Here is a 17,180-nt window from a genome sequence, read left to right on the forward strand (position 1 = left end):
ATTGTAACGCTATTTTTTACCCATTGAATAGGGCATCTCAGTCGCACAATGTGATCTCATATTGATACACAATTGATAAAACAACCCAATGACTCCATTTAGCTATATTTTATTTTTTTGAACAATGATCAAAGCTTCCTATTTTTAGCTTTTTAAAATATTACAAGTATTTATAAAAACTTAAATTAAATTGCAAAAAGCTTTTTAAAAAAACAATTTAGGCAATTACGTTTAACTTTCCTTAAATTGCAAAAGCTGTTCTATACTAGGCGGGTTTTTTCGTTTATTCCTTATTTTTATGACCTCCCACACCCACAGCAAGGTGCAAGCCCGAGCGCTTGCGCTGGTACCGCTTATTGTTTTTTTAGCCCTCTTTTTAGGCAGTGGTATTTACCATTCAATGATCGGTACTGAATTTGCATTTTATCAAATCAAAGCACCTGTGGCTGCAATTCCTGCCATCATTTTGGCGGTACTGATGTATCGCGGCAAGCTGAATACTGCCATTGATGAGTTTTTGAAAGGTGCGAGCCACCCAAATCTCATCTTAATGTTCATGGTATTTATGCTTGCAGGTGCTTTTGCTAGTGTATCGAGTAGTATTGGTAGTGTCGATGCAACGGTTCAATTTGGACTTTCTATTATTCCACCCGCATTAGTTTTGCCCATGCTATTTATCATTTCAGCGTTCATTGCGACTGCAATGGGAACTTCGATGGGTACGATTGCCGCTTGCGCCCCGATTGCCTTTGGCTTCGCTACAGCCACCGATATTGCGACTGTCTACGCAATTGGTGCAGTTGTAGGTGGTGCAATGTTTGGTGACAATTTATCCATGATTTCAGATACGACTATTGCTGCAACACGAAGCTTAAATGTCGAACTACGAGATAAATTTAGAGTCAATGTCTGGATTGCAGTGCCTGCTGCAATAATTACCTTATTAATCTATGTCTTTATGACAGAAAACTCACAAGCTCTTGCCTATAAAAACTATGATGCTTGGCTCATTCTGCCTTATCTTGCTGTATTCTTTTTAGCATTTACTCGCTTGCATGTCTTGGCAGTTTTAACTTTTGGAATTATTTTATCTGGCTTAATGGGCTTATTTGAAAAACCAGATTTTGACTTATTAGTCTTCAATAATTCAATTTACAATGGTTTTGTCAGCATGTTTGAAGTTGCCTTACTGTCGATGTTTCTAGGTGGTTTATCTGCCATCCTACAAAAAGAAGGCGGTTTAGAATGGCTAATTCAACGAATTTATAGCATTACGCGACGCTTAAGAGTTGGCACACAACGTGCTGGTGAAATTGGAATTAGCTTTTTAGTCATTTTTTCAAATTTGTTCGTGGCAAATAATACCGTTGCAATTATTTTAGCTGGTGATATGGCACGCGAAGTTGCGAAAGAATATGATGTCGACCCTAAACGTGCCGCAGCATTTATGGATATTTTTTCTTGTGTAGTACAAGGTTTAATTCCGTATGGCGCACAATTACTTTTAGCCTGCTCAATTGCAAAAATATCTCCAATTGAATTGATTGGTACGATTTATTATTGTTGGATTTTGGCAGTTTTTGCAATACTCGCGATTATCTTCCGTTACCCACGGCTAAAAAGTTCTGTTTAAAACCAACCTATAGTAATGATTCAAATAAAAATATGGCGAGTATCAGACTCGCTTTTTTTATATTAAGCTGGTTTATTTGAGTTGTTGTTTTTTCTGCAACAAAGTCTGCCCACTATAAGCTTTATAGGCTCTCGCCAAAGCTGATTGATCCGAATAGCCCAAGTCCAGTGCAATATTGGTTAGCGTTAATTTTTGCATAAGTAAATATTCACAACGCTTCATTCGCTCCTCTTCCAAAATTACTTTAAACGAAGTCTCCAATTGGCTAAGTTTTCGTTGTAGAGTTCTCACTGACATATGTAATTCTTGCGCAATATCTTCAATTTTAGGTGCTTGTTGTTCCAGCTTAATATACTCCGCAATAATAAACTGTAAATGTTGCGCAACCGTCGTCAGCTGGGCACGTTGTAATAATGTTGCTTCTGCCTGTTTCACCAAGAGTTGAATTAAATTAGGATCTGCTTGTTCGGGCTTTAACGACAGCACCTCGGTTGAAAAAATCACCTCATAGAGTGGTTGCTCAAACTTAAGTTTACATTGATAAAATTCTTGATAATATTTCAACGGAATTTGTGGCACATTGACGAAACTCATTTGCAGCAAAGGAAACTGATCTAAAGGCACAAATTGTTTGGCTAAATATAACATTGCAGCCAACGTGACTTCATGCAGAAAAATATATTTTGCATCACTTAAAGGGCAAAACATACGAATCGTCTGCCCTTCACGCACATACTGCATTTGCGTCACATGCGCGCCATCTATCACTAAACGACTAAATCGAATCACATATTCTAAAGCTTGAGCCAAATTCTCACTGCGCGATGCCATATAGCCCAACAAACCAAAATGTGCAGGACTAATACACTTTGCCATCGCAAAAGCGAAATTAGGGCAATCCAGATACTGACGTGTCGCACAGATCAGCTCCATGAAAAACGCATAAGATGACTGTTGGTCAATTGGTTGACTTAATACTTCATCCAGCAGAACCTGTTGCTCTAAAGTAAGATCCAGTACTTTCCAATCTAATTGATTTTTTTTTAAAAAAGCTTTCCAAAGCTGGAAATAACCATTTGATATTTTTATTTCATTTTGCATGGCCTTGCCTATGTCTCAATCAATATTGAAATGGTGCATTGTCATCTGTCATAAAATGTATAAAAAATGGCAACAACTGTCAAAACAAAGTTGTAAAAGACCGACATACTGTAATCATCCAAGGCTTTACAAGTAAAATAAGATGAATGCGCTCGTCAAATATCAGGTTGATCCTGTGGTCAGAACAAAGTTAGATTTTAAATTAGATCAAGTACCTCGTTTTTGGTTTGCCAATGATCCATTTCGAACCCGTATGTTTGATGCTTTAAGTCTGACCTTTCCAGATGGTGAACGTTATTTTATTGAAAGTGTACGTTTGTTTCGTGATCAAATTACTAATCCTGATCTCAAAAAACGAGTCGCAGATTTCATTCGACAAGAAGCTCAACATGGCATTGCACATGACCAAATGAATCAAGTAATGAAAAATCAAGGGATGCCCGTCGATCGATTTATTGCCACCCTCACTAAAATTTTTAAATTTGAGCTCAAAAATCGTTCACCACAATACAATATTGCCATGACTGCTGCTGCTGAACATTTAACTGCACTCATGGCAGAAACTTTTTACAGTAAAAAAGAGACCTTACAAGATGCTCATCCTTATGTCCGTGCATTATTCGCATGGCATTCGATTGAGGAAATGGAGCATCGGGATGTGGCTTTTGATGTAATGCGACAAGTGGCAGATGTACCTGAATTAACCCGTAAATTTGCGTTGGCTTTTACCACATTGATGATGTTTAATTTCACCATTTATCGTGCCAATGTAATGTTAAAATATGATGGTTTCAGTCGTTTAGAACGAATCAAGCTGACGTATAAAGGAATGCCTTGGTTTATTGGCAAACAAGGCATTTTTTCTAGCATGCGTAAACAATATTTAGATTGGTTTCAGCCTGATTTTCACCCAAGTCAACATGCAGTGATTCATCAATATCAAACTTGGATTGATACATTAGCCGCAACCAATGATCCTATTGCAGCAGGTGAAGCTTTTTGGCAAGCTGGGTATTAGCTGTTAGAATAAACTAGCTCAATGTCATCATTGGGCCAATAATAAAAACTTGAACTTTGCAATAACACGGCTCTGTTCAAATGATTAAAACAAAAGTATGTGAGGTGGAAGGATATGACTACTGTCCTCAAATATCAGGTCGATCCTGTCGTCCGTAAAACACCAAACTTTAAATTAGATCAAATGCCACGTTTTTGGTTTGGTGGAGACCCCTTTCGTACTCGTATGTTTGATGCACTGAGTTTAACTTTCCCTATGGGTGAACGCTACTTCGTTGAAAGTGTTCGTGCCTTGCGTCATAAAGTAACTGATCCTAACTTACAAAACCGCATCATTGATTTTATTCAACAAGAAGCTCAACATGGCCTAGCACATGACACTATGAATAGAATCATCAAACAACAAGGTATACCTGTCGATCATTTTCTCACATCCATAGCTGCACATTTTAATTACATTTTGAAAAATCGTACGACGCAATACAACATTGCCATGACTGCGGCGACAGAACACTTAACGGCATTAATGGCAGATACTTTTTACGGTAAAAAAAGTACATTAACTGACGTCCATCCTTATATTCGTGCGTTATTCGCATGGCATGCAATTGAAGAAATGGAACATCGTGATGTCGCATTTGATGTGATGCAACAAGCAGGTGAGGTATCCGAATCTCTACGTAAATTCGCATTAGCATATACCTCAATTTTAATATTTGGATTTACTTTTTATCGTGCCAACATCATGCTCAAATACGATGGTTTTAGTACCTTTCAGCGCATAAAAATGGCTATAAAAGGTTTACCTTGGTTTTTTGGAAAACAAGGTTCACTTTCTGCAATGCACACGCCATACATGAATTGGTTTAATAAGGGGTTTCATCCTAATCAGCATCCGATTATTCGCCAATATCAAACTTGGGTCGATACCCTCGAACAGACAGGTGATCCTATCGCAGCTGGTGAAGCTTTTTGGCACGCTGCACTTTAAGTTTCTTTTATCTAGATAAGCACTTTCCAAGCACATTAACTCAAGTTGTTTTCCCTCACATTGTTTAAAAATACCAGACTGATACTTAAAATTGGTACATCAAGATACCGAGAAAATACCTAAATTTGGCATAATTCAAACCAACAGCTTTGTGATGATTAAAATAAAATGAATGCACACATCCAATATCAAGTTGATCCTGTGGTTCGCCGTCACCTAGATTTTAAACTGAAGCAAGTTCCACGTTTTTGGTTTGCTGGTGATCCTTTTCGTACTCGTGTATTCGATGCACTCAGCCTTACTTTCCCCGATGGGGAACGTTACTTTATTCAATGCGTACGTTTATTTCGGGATCAAATTACTGATCCTGAGCTCCAACAACGCGTAACTGACTTTATTCAACAAGAAGCGCAACATGGCATTGCACATGACAAAATGAATCAAATTTTGATTGATCAAGGCATGCCAGTCAAAAAATTTATTAGTCATGTCAATCAACGCTTCGGACATGCGCTAAAACACTATCCAAAACAATATAATATTGCTATCACAGCGGCTTGCGAACACTTAACAGCTCTCATGGCTGAAACATTTTTCAGTCAAAAAGTGACCTTAGCTGAAGCCCACCCCTTTATTCGCGCTTTATTTGCATGGCACTCAATTGAAGAAATGGAACACCGCGATGTCGCCTATGATGTAATGACTCAAGTTGGACACACACCCAATACCGTCCGTTATGTAGCTCTCGTATTGGTTTCCCTGTTAATGTTTTATTTCACTATGCAACGTACTCAGGGTTTATTAAAACAAGATGGCTTTAGCCGTATAGAACGGCTACAACTCATGCGTAAAGGCTTACCATGGTTTATTGGTCGCACGGGAATTTTAACTCGGATGAAGCCAAAATATCTTGATTGGTACAAACCAGAATTTCACCCAAGCCAACATACCATTATTCATCAATATCAAACGTGGGTAGATACCTTAGCCGAAACACATGATCCGATTAAGGCTGGTGATGCCTTTTGGAACGCTACTTTATAAAACTGATAATCAGGCCATTACATTACCACTTTGCGTAATGTTGTTCGAGCAAACCATATTCCTGCGACAGTGTAATCATTTCACCTTGTTCGGTTTGAATGGTGCCACTGATTTGAGATTGCCACTGACTAAATTGGCTCCCAACCAAGCGTAGATTTAAATTTTCATATCTACGCCAACCAGTTGTTATGGTAAGATTCAAGCGCTCATCTAGAGAGTGTATTCGCCAAAGATCATTATCTTGCTTTTCAAACAGCACATCTGCAACTGGATAAAGCACACCATTCACCCATAGACAATTTTCATTACCAAAACTTTCATTGACACCTGAAGCTAAATTTAACCCAATTCGATTGCCTTGTTGATCCCAAAAATTACTGGACAACCAAAACCATGCAGTTTCAGGACGTAAAAAACCACAAGTATCATCCAAGGATGCCAATGTCCGATCATTAAAATCTATTTTTTGTTTTTGCTTATTAATGAAAAAACCTTCAACAGCCAATGTGGTTTTTTTCTGTGTATAAGTCCACCCATTAATGCCATTTGGACTACATAAACTTAATGGTTGAGTGCCTGCACAAAAAATTCTCGCTTTTAATTGTTCTTCACCATGCTTGGTCACACGGATATAGCGCACGCCATTGGCATGCTGCATTTCAAACTCAAACGGTGCTTTTAAAAAACGACTTTGGCTATATAACGGCTGCTCATCAACATCCGTCCCACGACCGAATATAGTATTGGCATTCCATTCAAAAACCTCATTGCTTTGATGGTTATAGATATACACAAAACCATGCCCTGCCCATGAAATATCAGCAATGGCCAAACCAATCGTATAATCTTCATGCTGAATACAGCAAAATTTAAATTTTTTATATTTTAATTGCTTACGCCAACCTTGCAGTGTTTTTCCATAAGGTGTTTTATAAATGTATTGATCTATATTGATTGAGGTTGGTAATTCTTTAAACCGCCCATAGCGAGGCTGTCCATTTTTTTGTATTAAATCCATTTCGACAATTCAATCCCATCTATTATTCTAAAGTTTGACTTTAGTCGGTGCTTGATTATTGCTTATTTTTTGTATTAAGCCAACAATTTAACAACAGAGAAAGAGATTGTTTTTTCAAGACTATATAAATCTAATTTTCAGTCTGCTGTCATGTCCATTTTAGTATCGAATGGTACTTTAAATATTGACTACGCGATCTCAAAACAGAGAGAGAAAGATCCAACTGTGAACCCTAAATTTTATTATAAAAGCAGTGTGGTTCTTACAAAGGAAGACATCTAATCCACTGATGAGCTTAAATTAAAAAACCAGCAATTCGTATTGCTGGTTTTTTAAAATACAAGAATAATTATTAATCAGGTAACGCGTATGCCACTAAAGAGTCACCCATTTTAGTACCAAAAGAACCATGCCCTCCAGCCATAATGACCACATACTGCTTACCATTAATCTCATAAGTCATCGGTGTGGCTTGACCTCCCGCTGGTAAACGGCCTTTCCAAAGTTCATCACCATTAGTCACATTAATTGCGCGGATATAATCATCCTGTGTTGCACCCAAGAACATCAGATTCCCTGCTGTAGAAATTGGCCCACCTAGCATAGGCACCCCCATTTTAAAAGGTGGTAAAGGGATTCCTGGCAGACTGTCACGAATCGTGCCAATACGGCGTTTCCATGCAATGTCATGTGTTTTTAAATCAACACCAGCAACATAGCCCCAAGCTGGCTGTTTACATGGCAACCCAAAAGGTGACAAGAATGGACTAATTTCAACCCCATAAGGCACACCATACATTGGTTGTATCCCTTGCTCGGTACCTGCACCTTTCGCCGTTTCCTTACGGTTTGGATCTTCTGGAATAAGCTTAGAAACAAAAGGTAAGCCAATAGGATTCATTAATGCAATTTGGCGATCTGAATTGACTGACATACCGCCCCACTCAAATACTCCTAAGTTACCTGGAAAAACCAAAGTACCATTTTCAGAGGGTGGTGTATAAATGCCATCATAATTCAAGCGATGAAATGATACGCGACAAATCAATTGATCAAACATTGTGGCTCCCCACATGTCTTTATCTGTTAATTTTTGCTTTGGCGCTAAATCAAAATCGGAAAAAGGTTGGGTCGGTGAATAAAACTCACCTTCAGTTTGAGGCCCTCGTTTAACCGTTTGTGGTACAGGTTTTTCTGTAATCGGAACAATGGCTTTACCATCACGACGATCCAATACAAACACATTCCCCGTTTTAGTCAGCACATAGATCGCAGGAACCGTTTGCCCTGATTTAACTTGTATATCTGCTAAAGTCGGTTGTGACGGTACATCCATATCCCACAAATCATGATGTGTGGTTTGGAAATTCCACAGTAATTTACCTGTAGAGGCATTAAGGGCGAGCATTGAATTAGCATAGCGCTCCTTCAACTCAGTGCGATCTCCGCCCCAAATATCAGGTGTACCCACCCCAGTCGGTACATAGACAACATCCAATTTTGCATCATAAGCCAATGGTGCCCATGCATTTGGAGAGTTATTTACAAAGGTCTGTCCTGGAGCTGGAATAGCATTAGGATCTTCTGCACCGGTATCAAATACCCACAGTAAAGCCCCAGTATTTACATCATAGCCACGAATAACGCCTGATGGCTCTTTAGTTGAATAGTTATCTGTGGTTGAACCCGCAATAATAATCGTCGTTCCTGTCACGACTGGAGGAGATGTTGGGTTATAGCCCCCCGGATATGGATATGGCATATCTTTCTGTAAATCAACTTCACCATTTTTACCAAAATCAGTACATCTCTGCCCATTGTCTGCGTTAATCGCTACAAGTCGTCCGTCATTGACAGGTAAAATCACTTTACGAGGACATTGCTCAGATGTTGATTTTTTGTCTTTTAAACTTGTTTCGAAACCCACCGTATTATTAGCATCAAAATAAGATACACCACGACAAGTCAAATGCTGAAAGGTTTTATCCGATTTTACTTTGGGATCAAACTTCCATTTTTCTTGACCTGTAGCTGGGTTAAGAGCAACGAGTTTTTGATGAGTAGTACAGATATACATGTTATTACCGATTTTAATCGGCGTAACCTGATTGGTGGTTTCACCCGAATCATTCTCAGTTTTGAAGTCTTTGGTATGGTATATCCAAGCCACTTTTAAATTTTTAACATTTTTATCATTAATTTGGGTCAATGGCGAATATCGTACTCCGGATTGAGTACGACCATAATCAGGCCAATCTGCATCGGCTACCCCCGCTATAGCTTCCGTAGTTGCTGGTTGCTGCGTAGTTAAAGTGCCACGAATTTCCTGCGGATCATTAAAAATAGCATAAACCATCACCGCAATAGTAATTGCCAATGTACCAGAAAGTGCGACCTTAGCACTCTTCGACTGCATAATTCCGCGAGTTACCGCTGGAATGAGTAACCACAGACCAAAGAGTCCTAATATATCGAGACGTGGTGCTAAGGCAAAGAAGTCTGAACCAACTTCCCATAAGCCCCAGACGACGGTACCCAACACAAGAATTGCATAAACAATCAAGGCAGAACTTTTTAATTTATTGAGTAAATATGCTGTTGCGATGAAGAAAAGACCTGCAATGATGTAGTACCAAGACCCACCTAGTACCGCAAGCCATATCCCTCCAATCAACAGAATTAAACCGAAAATCACTGCAATAACGACAGTAAAAGTTCGAAATCCTGAAGTCGACGATGGAGAATTCATAAAAGCCACCTATATTTATACATTTGATCATTTCACCTATTTTTATCAAGATGAATGATTACTTTTAATTTATTTTTAGATTGAAAGACTAAAGCAATACGATCAGGATGAATACATTACATTGCCATCTCTAATTTTAGAAACTGACTTTAGTCATTACATCTAAACCTAGAATGCTGTTTGCAATTTAATGCCACCAACCCACGCACTTTCACCATTTTTATACGCACCAACATGGCGGATATATTGAATGTTTGGACGCACAGTTAACCAATTTGTCGCATGGATGCCATAATATATTTCAGCATCATACTCTGCACTTTGTTGATCTTCTCGCAATGAAATTTGTTGATCTCGAACATCATCACCAATACTAATTCGAGCTAAACCAATAGCTAACTGATCTTTAGGTCGAGTATCCAATAAACCCGTGTAAACCAAACCAATGTTTTGCATATTACCGACGGTATTGGTATCAGAATCATGAACCGTTAAGTTTACAAATCCGGCCAAACCTCGGCTTGTATCTCCGTGATGGCTGGTCAGTTGCTGTTTAGCAATCACCCACATGCCTTGTTTATGTGATGTTTGCGTTGGATCTCGAATTTCTGCAACATCTGCCGTACTGTAGTAATATCCTAAACGGTATTCTCCAGTTAATTTTTCAGCACCAACTTTCGGTTGCCAAACCGCTTCGATAGGGACAATCGCACCATGTGATCCATCAGTACTTAAATTAAATCCTTTACTACGCTTTAAGTTTTCAGGGTTATATTCATAAACTCCGATCTGAGTATAAAGTTCGGGCTGAATATTGTATTTCACCCGTGCAGCCCATTGGCTGACTGGCCAGTTGTACCATTGATCACCGACCCAATTCCCTACTTGTGAACCACATAAAGCTAAATTTTGGAAATCACAATCAAAGGTGTTGAAGTCTTCTCCTTCACCAAAACGGCCGATTTTAACGTCTAGTTTTTGCTCTAAAAATTGCTTTTTAATCCAGAAATCAGTTAAACGCCAAGTTTGTCCACGCCCCCAAACTTCTTGGGTCGAACTTAAATGACCATTAAGTGCATCTGAGGTTTGTGAGAGTGAGCGGCCATTCCGCTCAGTGATTGTGATTTGCGCTTCGGTATCTTGCCAACCCATAATTTTATTTAAATCGAGATGTGCACCCAATGCAAATTGATCGGCATATTCAGTACCGTGACTCGAGTGATTTTTTGAATCCCACAAGTTAGCAAGTTCACCTGTATATCCAAAATTAAAATCATAACCTTTTTGTTGTAATGCTATTCTTTGCCCATTCCAGTCACCAAGCATCCAAGAACTTTGAGGATCAAATGCCCCTGCCGCATAAATACTTTGTATGCCACAGCTCAAGGATAAAAGGCTCAGACCAAAATGAAATGTTCTACTTAATTTCTTCATTATTGGTAACCTTTATGTCTTTTTGTTAGTACATAAAGGTTACGCTGAATATTTGTGTAACAAATCATAAAAATTGTTATTTTGTTGGCACTTTTGTAACTTTAAGACTTAATTTAAGCAAATTTTAATTACCAAATTCCTGCCCCCAAGTGCTGGCCAATAAATTGATATTTCGCCACAGAGCGTGAAAATTTAATTGGACAAGCCAATTGTGATTCAGTCTGATCTGTTTCTAAGTTTAAAGGAACCTCGACCACCCATTGTCTTTGTTCAGCCAATGCAGAATCTAAAGCTTCATCGAGTGCCAAGACTGGTTCCACACAAACATCTAAAGCTGCAAATACTTTTCGCCACGTTATAAAACTTTGAGTTTTTATTTTTGCAGCTAAAGCCTGCTTAACCTGTTGACGGTCTACTGGATCAAAAGAAGCACCTTTTTCCATCAGAATAGGTAATTCTAAAACAGTCGCCAGACCAGACATAAATTGAGGCTCTAAACTACCAATCGACAAATATCGGCCATCTTGAGTTTGGTAATAATCATAAAAAGTGCCTCCATTTAAATGTTCACTTTCTACATTCTGCTTTTGCCCACCAGCAAGACTTGCTGAAGCCGCCATATTATTTAAAGCCACCACACAATCTATCATCGAAATATCAATATATTGTCCGAGGCCACTACTTGCACGTTCAATCACCGCCGTCAAAATTCCAATCACCGCATGTAAAGAACCTCCTGCAACATCTGCAACCTGAATTCCCATTGGCGGTGGCCCACTGTCTTGACGACCGCTATGCCCAGCAACACCAGATAAAGCCATATAGTTAATATCATGCCCAGCTTTATCTTTATAACTCCCTGTTTGACCATAGCCTGTAATGGAACAATAAATCAATTTTGGATTAATTTTAGCCAAAGTGTGATAATCCAAACCTAAGCGCTGCATAACACCGGGACGAAATTGTTCCACAACAATGTCATACTCAGAAATCTTCTGTTTGATCAACTCAATATTTTCTGGATCTTTTAAATCCAACGCGACCGATTGCTTATTACGGTTCAAATAACTGTGGGCAGTTGCTTGCCCATTTGCATACGGCGGCAGCAAACGAACCAGATCTGGACGTGTTGGCGATTCCACATGGATCACTTCTGCACCTAAATCTGCTAGGTACAAAGTCGCAAATGGGCCAGGCAATAATGTCGAAAAGTCGAGTACTTTCAATCCCTTCAAAGCAGCTGTCATGATGATTTTTACCATTTTTATGTTGATTTTTGACCCATAATAGAAATATAAAACAGTTATAACAATGTCATGTTCGGCCATTTACCTTGATCATTTCGGCAATCTACCATGTAAAAAGGTAATTTCCATTATTGTAAATCGCCAAACCAATATTTTTTAGCGTCATTTAGGTCAAGTACAGTGAACATCAAAGAAACTGAAGGATTTAACATGAGTCGCGATACGATTAGTATCCACTTCGTGAATGCGGCACTCACTGGGGTTAAACGCCTCGGCATGGATGTCGACACCTTACTTTCGCATGTCGGAATCGAAGCGGAGTTACTGCGTCAGCCGAAAGCACGTATTTCACCTGAACAATACACACGCTTTGTTAGAATGTTATGGATGGTCACACAGGATGAACACGTTGGTTTTGATATTCAACCGCGTCGTTTAGGCTCTTTCGCCATCATGTGTCAATTGATTATTCATGCCAAAACATTAGGTGAAGCTTTAGAATTATCATCGCAGTTTTACAAATTATTTGGTGATGAATGGTCTGTTTCTGTAGAAAGAGACAAACATGAAGCGCGTTTGGTGCCCTTAATTCCAAAAACTATGGATCCGGATCATTTTATTACCGAAAGCATGCTGATGATTTGGCATGGTCTAGCTTCATGGTTAATTGAACGTCGTATTCCTTTAGAACGAGTCAATTTTGGCTATCCTCGTCCAAGTCATGCCGATGAATATGATGCATTGTTTTTTGCACCCGTGATGCAATTTGATATGCCACGCACAGAAATTACCTTTGCTGCAGATTATCTAGATTTACCAATTCGCCAAGATGCAGCATCTTTGGAAGAATTCTTAAAAGCAGCACCTGCACAATTACTGGTTAAGTTTAAAAATACCAACTCGCTGACCTCTCGTATCCGCGAAGTACTCAAGAGCCAAATTGGTGAGGAAATGCCAACATTGAATGATGTTGCGTCCATGTTGTATTTATCACCTCAAACCTTGCGTCGTCGCTTAGCCGCTGAAGGTAAGAGTTACCAAGGTGTCAAAGATGCTTTACGTCGTGATGCCGCCATTCATTTATTACTCAATCCAAATCTCACCCTTGAAGACGTTGCACAGCAAGTCGGCTTTAGTGAAACCAGTACATTCCATCGTGCCTTTAAAAAGTGGACGGGCGTCACGCCAGGACTCTATCGCCAATTACATGGCTATCATTAAACCCCAAGGAACGGAATCATTGACTAAAATGATTTAACTCCAAGAATGCTTTACTGCCCAAGTGCCACTTGGGCTTTCTTTTATCAAAAATTTAAACTATTGAATTATTTTAATAATCACTATAAATCCAATCAAAGCTCCTGCCACCGCATTGGCTAAAAACACCAACAATCTCATTCGTTCTCGTCATTGCACTCTCGCATTTATTCATTACACTCGAATGCATAACAAATTTTAAAGTCATAAAAAAGGAATAGCTATGAGCGAGGCATATATCATTGACGCCATTCGCACACCCCGCGGAAAAGGAAAAAAAGATGGTTCACTCTATGAAGTCAAACCCATCACGCTACTCACAACTTTGCTGAATGAATTACAACAACGTCATCATTTAGATACATCAAAGGTTGATGATATTGTTTTAGGTTGTGTGACTCCAATTGCTGACCAAGGCGGTGATATTGCCAAAACAGCAGCTATTGCTGCAGGTTGGAATGATGATGTTGCTGGTGTGCAAATCAATCGTTTTTGTGCATCTGGTCTTGAAGCTGTCAATATGGCAGCTCAAAAAGTTCGCTCAGGCTGGGAAGATTTAGTTGTTGCGGGTGGTGTGGAGTCAATGTCTCGTATTGCTATGGGTTCCGATGGCGGCCCTTGGGCACTCGATCCAGAAACTAATTTAAAATCACATTTTGTTCCACAAGGTATTGGTGCAGATTTAATTGCAACATTAGATGGTTATAGCCGTGCTGATGTTGATGCATTTGCAGCCAACTCTCAAAAGAAAGCCGCTGCTGCACAAGCCAATGGTTATTTTGATAAATCAATCGTGGCCATTAAAGATGCTGCTGGCGTTACCATTTTAGCAAAAGATGAGTTTATTAAACCCACCACAACTGCTGAAGGTTTAGCAAAATTAAACGCTAGTTTTGAAATGATGGGTGCTATGGGCTTTGATGCCATTGCATTACAAAAATATCCTGAAGCTCAAAAAATCAATCACGTTCATCATGCTGGCAATTCATCTGGTATTGTCGATGGTGCTGCAGTGGTTTTACTTGCATCTGAAAAAGCAGTTAAAGAACAAGGTTTAAAACCACGTGCCAAAGTTTTAGCGACCGCATTGGTTGGTACCGACCCCACGATTATGCTTACAGGCCCAGCCCCTGCAGCACGTAAAGCCTTAGCAAAAGCGGGTTTAACTGTGGATGATATTGATTTATTTGAAGTCAATGAAGCATTTGCGTCTGTGGTGATGCGTTTTATGAAAGAGCTGAATGTGCCAGCGGAGAAAGTCAATGTCAATGGTGGTGCAATTGCCATGGGGCACCCACTTGGTGCGACAGGTGCCATGATTTTGGGTACATTGCTAGATGAGCTAGAGCGTCAAGGTAAAAAACGTGGTTTAGCGACATTATGTGTCGGTGGTGGCATGGGTATTGCGACCATTATTGAGTTGGTATAAGGAGAAGAATAATGAGTGCAATTCAATACGAGAAAAATACTGATAACATCATCATTCTCACCTTAGATTCTCCAAACCAATCTGCCAATACTATGAATGCTGATTTTCGTGTTGCTCTAGAAAATATTGTATCTAAGTTGAAATCTGAAACAACGATCACAGGTATTATTTTACGTTCGGCAAAAAAAACCTTTTTTGCCGGCGGCGATTTAGATGAGTTGATCCAAGCACGTCGTGAAGATGCGACCCCATTTTTCCAAATGATTGAAAAAATGAAAGCCGAGTTTCGTTATATTGAAACTTTAGGTGTACCTGTCGTTGCGGCTTTAAACGGTACTGCGCTCGGTGGTGGCTGGGAAATTGCATTAGGCTGCCATTATCGAATTGCGTTGAATGACCCTAAAACTAAATTTGGTTTACCTGAAGTGACGTTAGGTCTACTGCCTGGTGGTGGTGGAATTGTACGCATGGTTCGCTTACTGGGGCTACAAAATGCATTTCCATTTTTAATGGAAGGTAAACAATTTGGTATTGATAAAGCCAAATCTTTAGGTCTGATTCATGATACAGCTGACTCTGAACAAGAGTTAATGGATAAAGCGATTGCTTGGGTCAAAGCCAACCCTAAATCCCAACAACCCTTTGATGTAAAGGGCTATAAAATTCCAGGCGGTGACCCAAGAACACCCGCAGTTGCTCAAGTTTTGGCTATTGCACCTGCAATGCTCCGTGATAAAACCAAGGGATGTTATCCAGCGCCAGAAGCGATCATGGCTGCGGCAGTTGAAGGTGCTCAGGTCGATGTCGATACTGCGCTACGTATCGAATCACGCTACTTCACCAAACTTGCAACAGGCCAAGTGGCAAAGAACATGATTGGTACATTCTGGCACGGTCTAAACGCAATTAAATCGGGCGCGAGCCGCCCACAAAACGTTGCTAAGTGGCAAGCCACTAAAGTCGGTATTTTAGGTGCAGGTATGATGGGTGCAGGTATTGCCTACTCTACAGCGGCCAAAGGTATTGCTGTGGTACTAAAAGATGTCTCACTAGAAAATGCAGAAAAGGGTAAAGCTTATAGCCAAAAGCTGCTGGATAAAAAAGTCTCTCAAGGGCGAATCAGTGCTGAAAAACGCGAACAAATTTTAAGTTTAATTACAGCCACTGCCAATGCGAAAGATTTACAAGGCTGTGACCTGATTATTGAAGCCGTCTTTGAAAACCCAGAACTAAAAGCCAAAGTGACACAAGAAGCCGAAACTTTCTTAGCTGATAATGGTATTTTTGCTTCAAATACCTCAACCCTGCCTATCACAGGCTTAGCTAAAGCAAGTCAGAATGATAAAAACTTCATCGGCCTACACTTCTTTAGTCCAGTCGATAAAATGCCTTTAGTAGAAATTATTAAGGGACAAAATACCTCAGCAGAAACCTTAGCCAAAGCTTATGACTATGTTCAACAAATTGGTAAAACGCCAATCGTCGTCAATGATAGTCGTGGTTTCTTTACCAGTCGTGTCTTTGGTACTTTTGTTCAAGAAGGCTTACGCTTATTGGCAGAGGGCGTGCATCCTGCAAAAATTGAAATGGCTGCATTAAAAGCGGGAATGCCAGTTGGTCCGCTTGCAATTCAAGATGAAGTCTCTTTAACTTTAACTGAACACGTCGCCAGTGAAACCCGTAAGGCACTACAAGCTGAGGGTAAAGATCTACCTCGCTCAAGTGCAGATGATGTCACTGAAACGATGATCCATCAATTTGACCGTAAAGGTAAAGCAGCAGGTGCTGGTTTCTATGAATATCCGGAGAATGGTAAAAAATTCCTCTGGGATGGCTTAAAGCATTGGCATAAAGACAACGACATTACTGAACAAGAAATGATTGACCGCTTCTTGTTTGTGCAGTCACTTGATACTTTACGTTGCTACGAAGAAAATGTTTTGGAATCTGTTATTGATGCCAATATTGGCTCAATCTTTGGGATTGGTTTTGCACCATGGACTGGGGGGGCACTACAGTTCTTAAATCAATACGGCTTAGACAAAGCACTTGCACGAGCAAATGAACTTGAAGCAAAATATGGTGAGCGTTTTAAAGCGCCCCAGATGCTCACAGAAAAAGCGGCATCCGGTGAAAAAATCTAATAAAAGTTAGTGACTCTTCTCTATTAACCAGCAAATTGAAGGGGCATTGACTGCCCCTTTATTATTATTGAAAAGCTTTACCTAAGTCATAACCTTAAATTTCATATGGATTTAAT

Annotated in this window: 12 protein-coding genes; 7 read left to right on the forward strand and 5 right to left on the reverse strand. The window is 39.7% G+C overall.

What is annotated here, in order from left to right:
* Positions 1-298: 298 nt before the first annotated feature.
* On the forward strand, positions 299-1,633 hold the full coding sequence (locus B9T27_RS13745; protein WP_086207378.1) for a Na+/H+ antiporter NhaC family protein: 1,335 nt from the start codon (positions 299-301) through the stop codon (positions 1,631-1,633).
* A 72-nt stretch (positions 1,634-1,705) separates the two neighbouring features.
* Here B9T27_RS13745 and B9T27_RS13750 read toward each other — a convergent pair whose 3' ends face one another.
* A complete protein-coding gene (locus B9T27_RS13750; protein ID WP_086207379.1) occupies positions 1,706-2,734 on the reverse strand; it encodes an AraC family transcriptional regulator in 1,029 nt (342 codons plus the stop codon).
* A 142-nt stretch (positions 2,735-2,876) separates the two neighbouring features.
* On the opposite strand from B9T27_RS13750, the gene B9T27_RS13755 reads away from it, so the two are divergent.
* The 3 genes from B9T27_RS13755 to B9T27_RS13765 all read left to right on the forward strand — a co-directional run bounded on the left by B9T27_RS13755 (position 2,877) and on the right by B9T27_RS13765 (position 5,786).
* Positions 2,877-3,752: a metal-dependent hydrolase gene (locus tag B9T27_RS13755; RefSeq protein WP_086207380.1), complete on the forward strand. Its 876-nt coding sequence runs from the start codon at positions 2,877-2,879 to the stop codon at positions 3,750-3,752.
* Positions 3,753-3,866: 114 nt separating this feature from the next.
* On the forward strand, positions 3,867-4,742 hold the full coding sequence (locus tag B9T27_RS13760) for a metal-dependent hydrolase (RefSeq protein WP_086207381.1): 876 nt from the start codon (positions 3,867-3,869) through the stop codon (positions 4,740-4,742).
* Between the two features lie 168 nt (positions 4,743-4,910).
* Positions 4,911-5,786 (forward strand): metal-dependent hydrolase, encoded by an 876-nt coding sequence (locus tag B9T27_RS13765; RefSeq protein ID WP_086207382.1) that lies wholly within the window; start codon positions 4,911-4,913, stop codon positions 5,784-5,786.
* A gap of 22 nt (positions 5,787-5,808) precedes the next feature.
* Here B9T27_RS13765 and B9T27_RS13770 read toward each other — a convergent pair whose 3' ends face one another.
* The 4 genes from B9T27_RS13770 to B9T27_RS13785 form a co-directional block, all read right to left on the reverse strand.
* Entirely contained in the window at positions 5,809-6,804 is a 996-nt protein-coding gene (locus B9T27_RS13770; protein ID WP_086207383.1) for a DUF2804 domain-containing protein, read from the reverse strand.
* Between the two features lie 352 nt (positions 6,805-7,156).
* Positions 7,157-9,553, reverse strand: a complete 2,397-nt coding sequence (locus B9T27_RS13775; protein WP_086207384.1) for a glucose/quinate/shikimate family membrane-bound PQQ-dependent dehydrogenase — start codon at positions 9,551-9,553, stop codon at positions 7,157-7,159.
* Positions 9,554-9,721: 168 nt separating this feature from the next.
* Positions 9,722-10,987: a carbohydrate porin gene (locus B9T27_RS13780; RefSeq protein ID WP_086207385.1), complete on the reverse strand. Its 1,266-nt coding sequence runs from the start codon at positions 10,985-10,987 to the stop codon at positions 9,722-9,724.
* Positions 10,988-11,115: 128 nt separating this feature from the next.
* On the reverse strand, positions 11,116-12,234 hold the full coding sequence (locus B9T27_RS13785; protein ID WP_213033023.1) for a CaiB/BaiF CoA transferase family protein: 1,119 nt from the start codon (positions 12,232-12,234) through the stop codon (positions 11,116-11,118).
* A gap of 210 nt (positions 12,235-12,444) precedes the next feature.
* Between B9T27_RS13785 and B9T27_RS13790 the strand changes: the two genes are divergently transcribed.
* The 3 genes from B9T27_RS13790 (at position 12,445) to B9T27_RS13800 (ending at position 17,064) form a co-directional block, all read left to right on the forward strand.
* Positions 12,445-13,455: an AraC family transcriptional regulator gene (locus B9T27_RS13790; RefSeq protein WP_086207387.1), complete on the forward strand. Its 1,011-nt coding sequence runs from the start codon at positions 12,445-12,447 to the stop codon at positions 13,453-13,455.
* Between the two features lie 259 nt (positions 13,456-13,714).
* Positions 13,715-14,920, forward strand: coding sequence for an acetyl-CoA C-acetyltransferase (locus B9T27_RS13795; RefSeq protein ID WP_086207388.1), 1,206 nt, complete (start codon positions 13,715-13,717; stop codon positions 14,918-14,920).
* An 11-nt stretch (positions 14,921-14,931) separates the two neighbouring features.
* Complete coding sequence (locus tag B9T27_RS13800; protein WP_086207389.1) at positions 14,932-17,064, forward strand: 3-hydroxyacyl-CoA dehydrogenase NAD-binding domain-containing protein; 2,133 nt, start codon at positions 14,932-14,934, stop codon at positions 17,062-17,064.
* Positions 17,065-17,180 lie beyond the last annotated feature (116 nt).

Source organism: Acinetobacter sp. ANC 4648, assembly GCF_002135345.1.
GTDB lineage: Bacteria > Pseudomonadota > Gammaproteobacteria > Pseudomonadales > Moraxellaceae > Acinetobacter.

Bases quoted from the DNA above. Each gene is read 5' to 3' on its own strand.
- B9T27_RS13775 (WP_086207384.1), bottom strand. From the start codon at position 9,553: ATGAATTCTCCATCGTCGACTTCAGGATTTCGAACTTTTACTGTCGTT.
- B9T27_RS13760 (WP_086207381.1), top strand. From the start codon at position 3,867: ATGACTACTGTCCTCAAATATCAGGTCGATCCTGTCGTCCGTAAAACA.
- B9T27_RS13770 (WP_086207383.1), bottom strand. From the start codon at position 6,804: ATGGATTTAATACAAAAAAATGGACAGCCTCGCTATGGGCGGTTTAAA.
- B9T27_RS13750 (WP_086207379.1), bottom strand. From the start codon at position 2,734: ATGCAAAATGAAATAAAAATATCAAATGGTTATTTCCAGCTTTGGAAA.
- B9T27_RS13785 (WP_213033023.1), bottom strand. From the start codon at position 12,234: ATGACAGCTGCTTTGAAGGGATTGAAAGTACTCGACTTTTCGACATTA.
- B9T27_RS13780 (WP_086207385.1), bottom strand. From the start codon at position 10,987: ATGAAGAAATTAAGTAGAACATTTCATTTTGGTCTGAGCCTTTTATCC.
- B9T27_RS13745 (WP_086207378.1), top strand. From the start codon at position 299: ATGACCTCCCACACCCACAGCAAGGTGCAAGCCCGAGCGCTTGCGCTG.
- B9T27_RS13790 (WP_086207387.1), top strand. From the start codon at position 12,445: ATGAGTCGCGATACGATTAGTATCCACTTCGTGAATGCGGCACTCACT.
- B9T27_RS13795 (WP_086207388.1), top strand. From the start codon at position 13,715: ATGAGCGAGGCATATATCATTGACGCCATTCGCACACCCCGCGGAAAA.
- B9T27_RS13755 (WP_086207380.1), top strand. From the start codon at position 2,877: ATGAATGCGCTCGTCAAATATCAGGTTGATCCTGTGGTCAGAACAAAG.
- B9T27_RS13800 (WP_086207389.1), top strand. From the start codon at position 14,932: ATGAGTGCAATTCAATACGAGAAAAATACTGATAACATCATCATTCTC.
- B9T27_RS13765 (WP_086207382.1), top strand. From the start codon at position 4,911: ATGAATGCACACATCCAATATCAAGTTGATCCTGTGGTTCGCCGTCAC.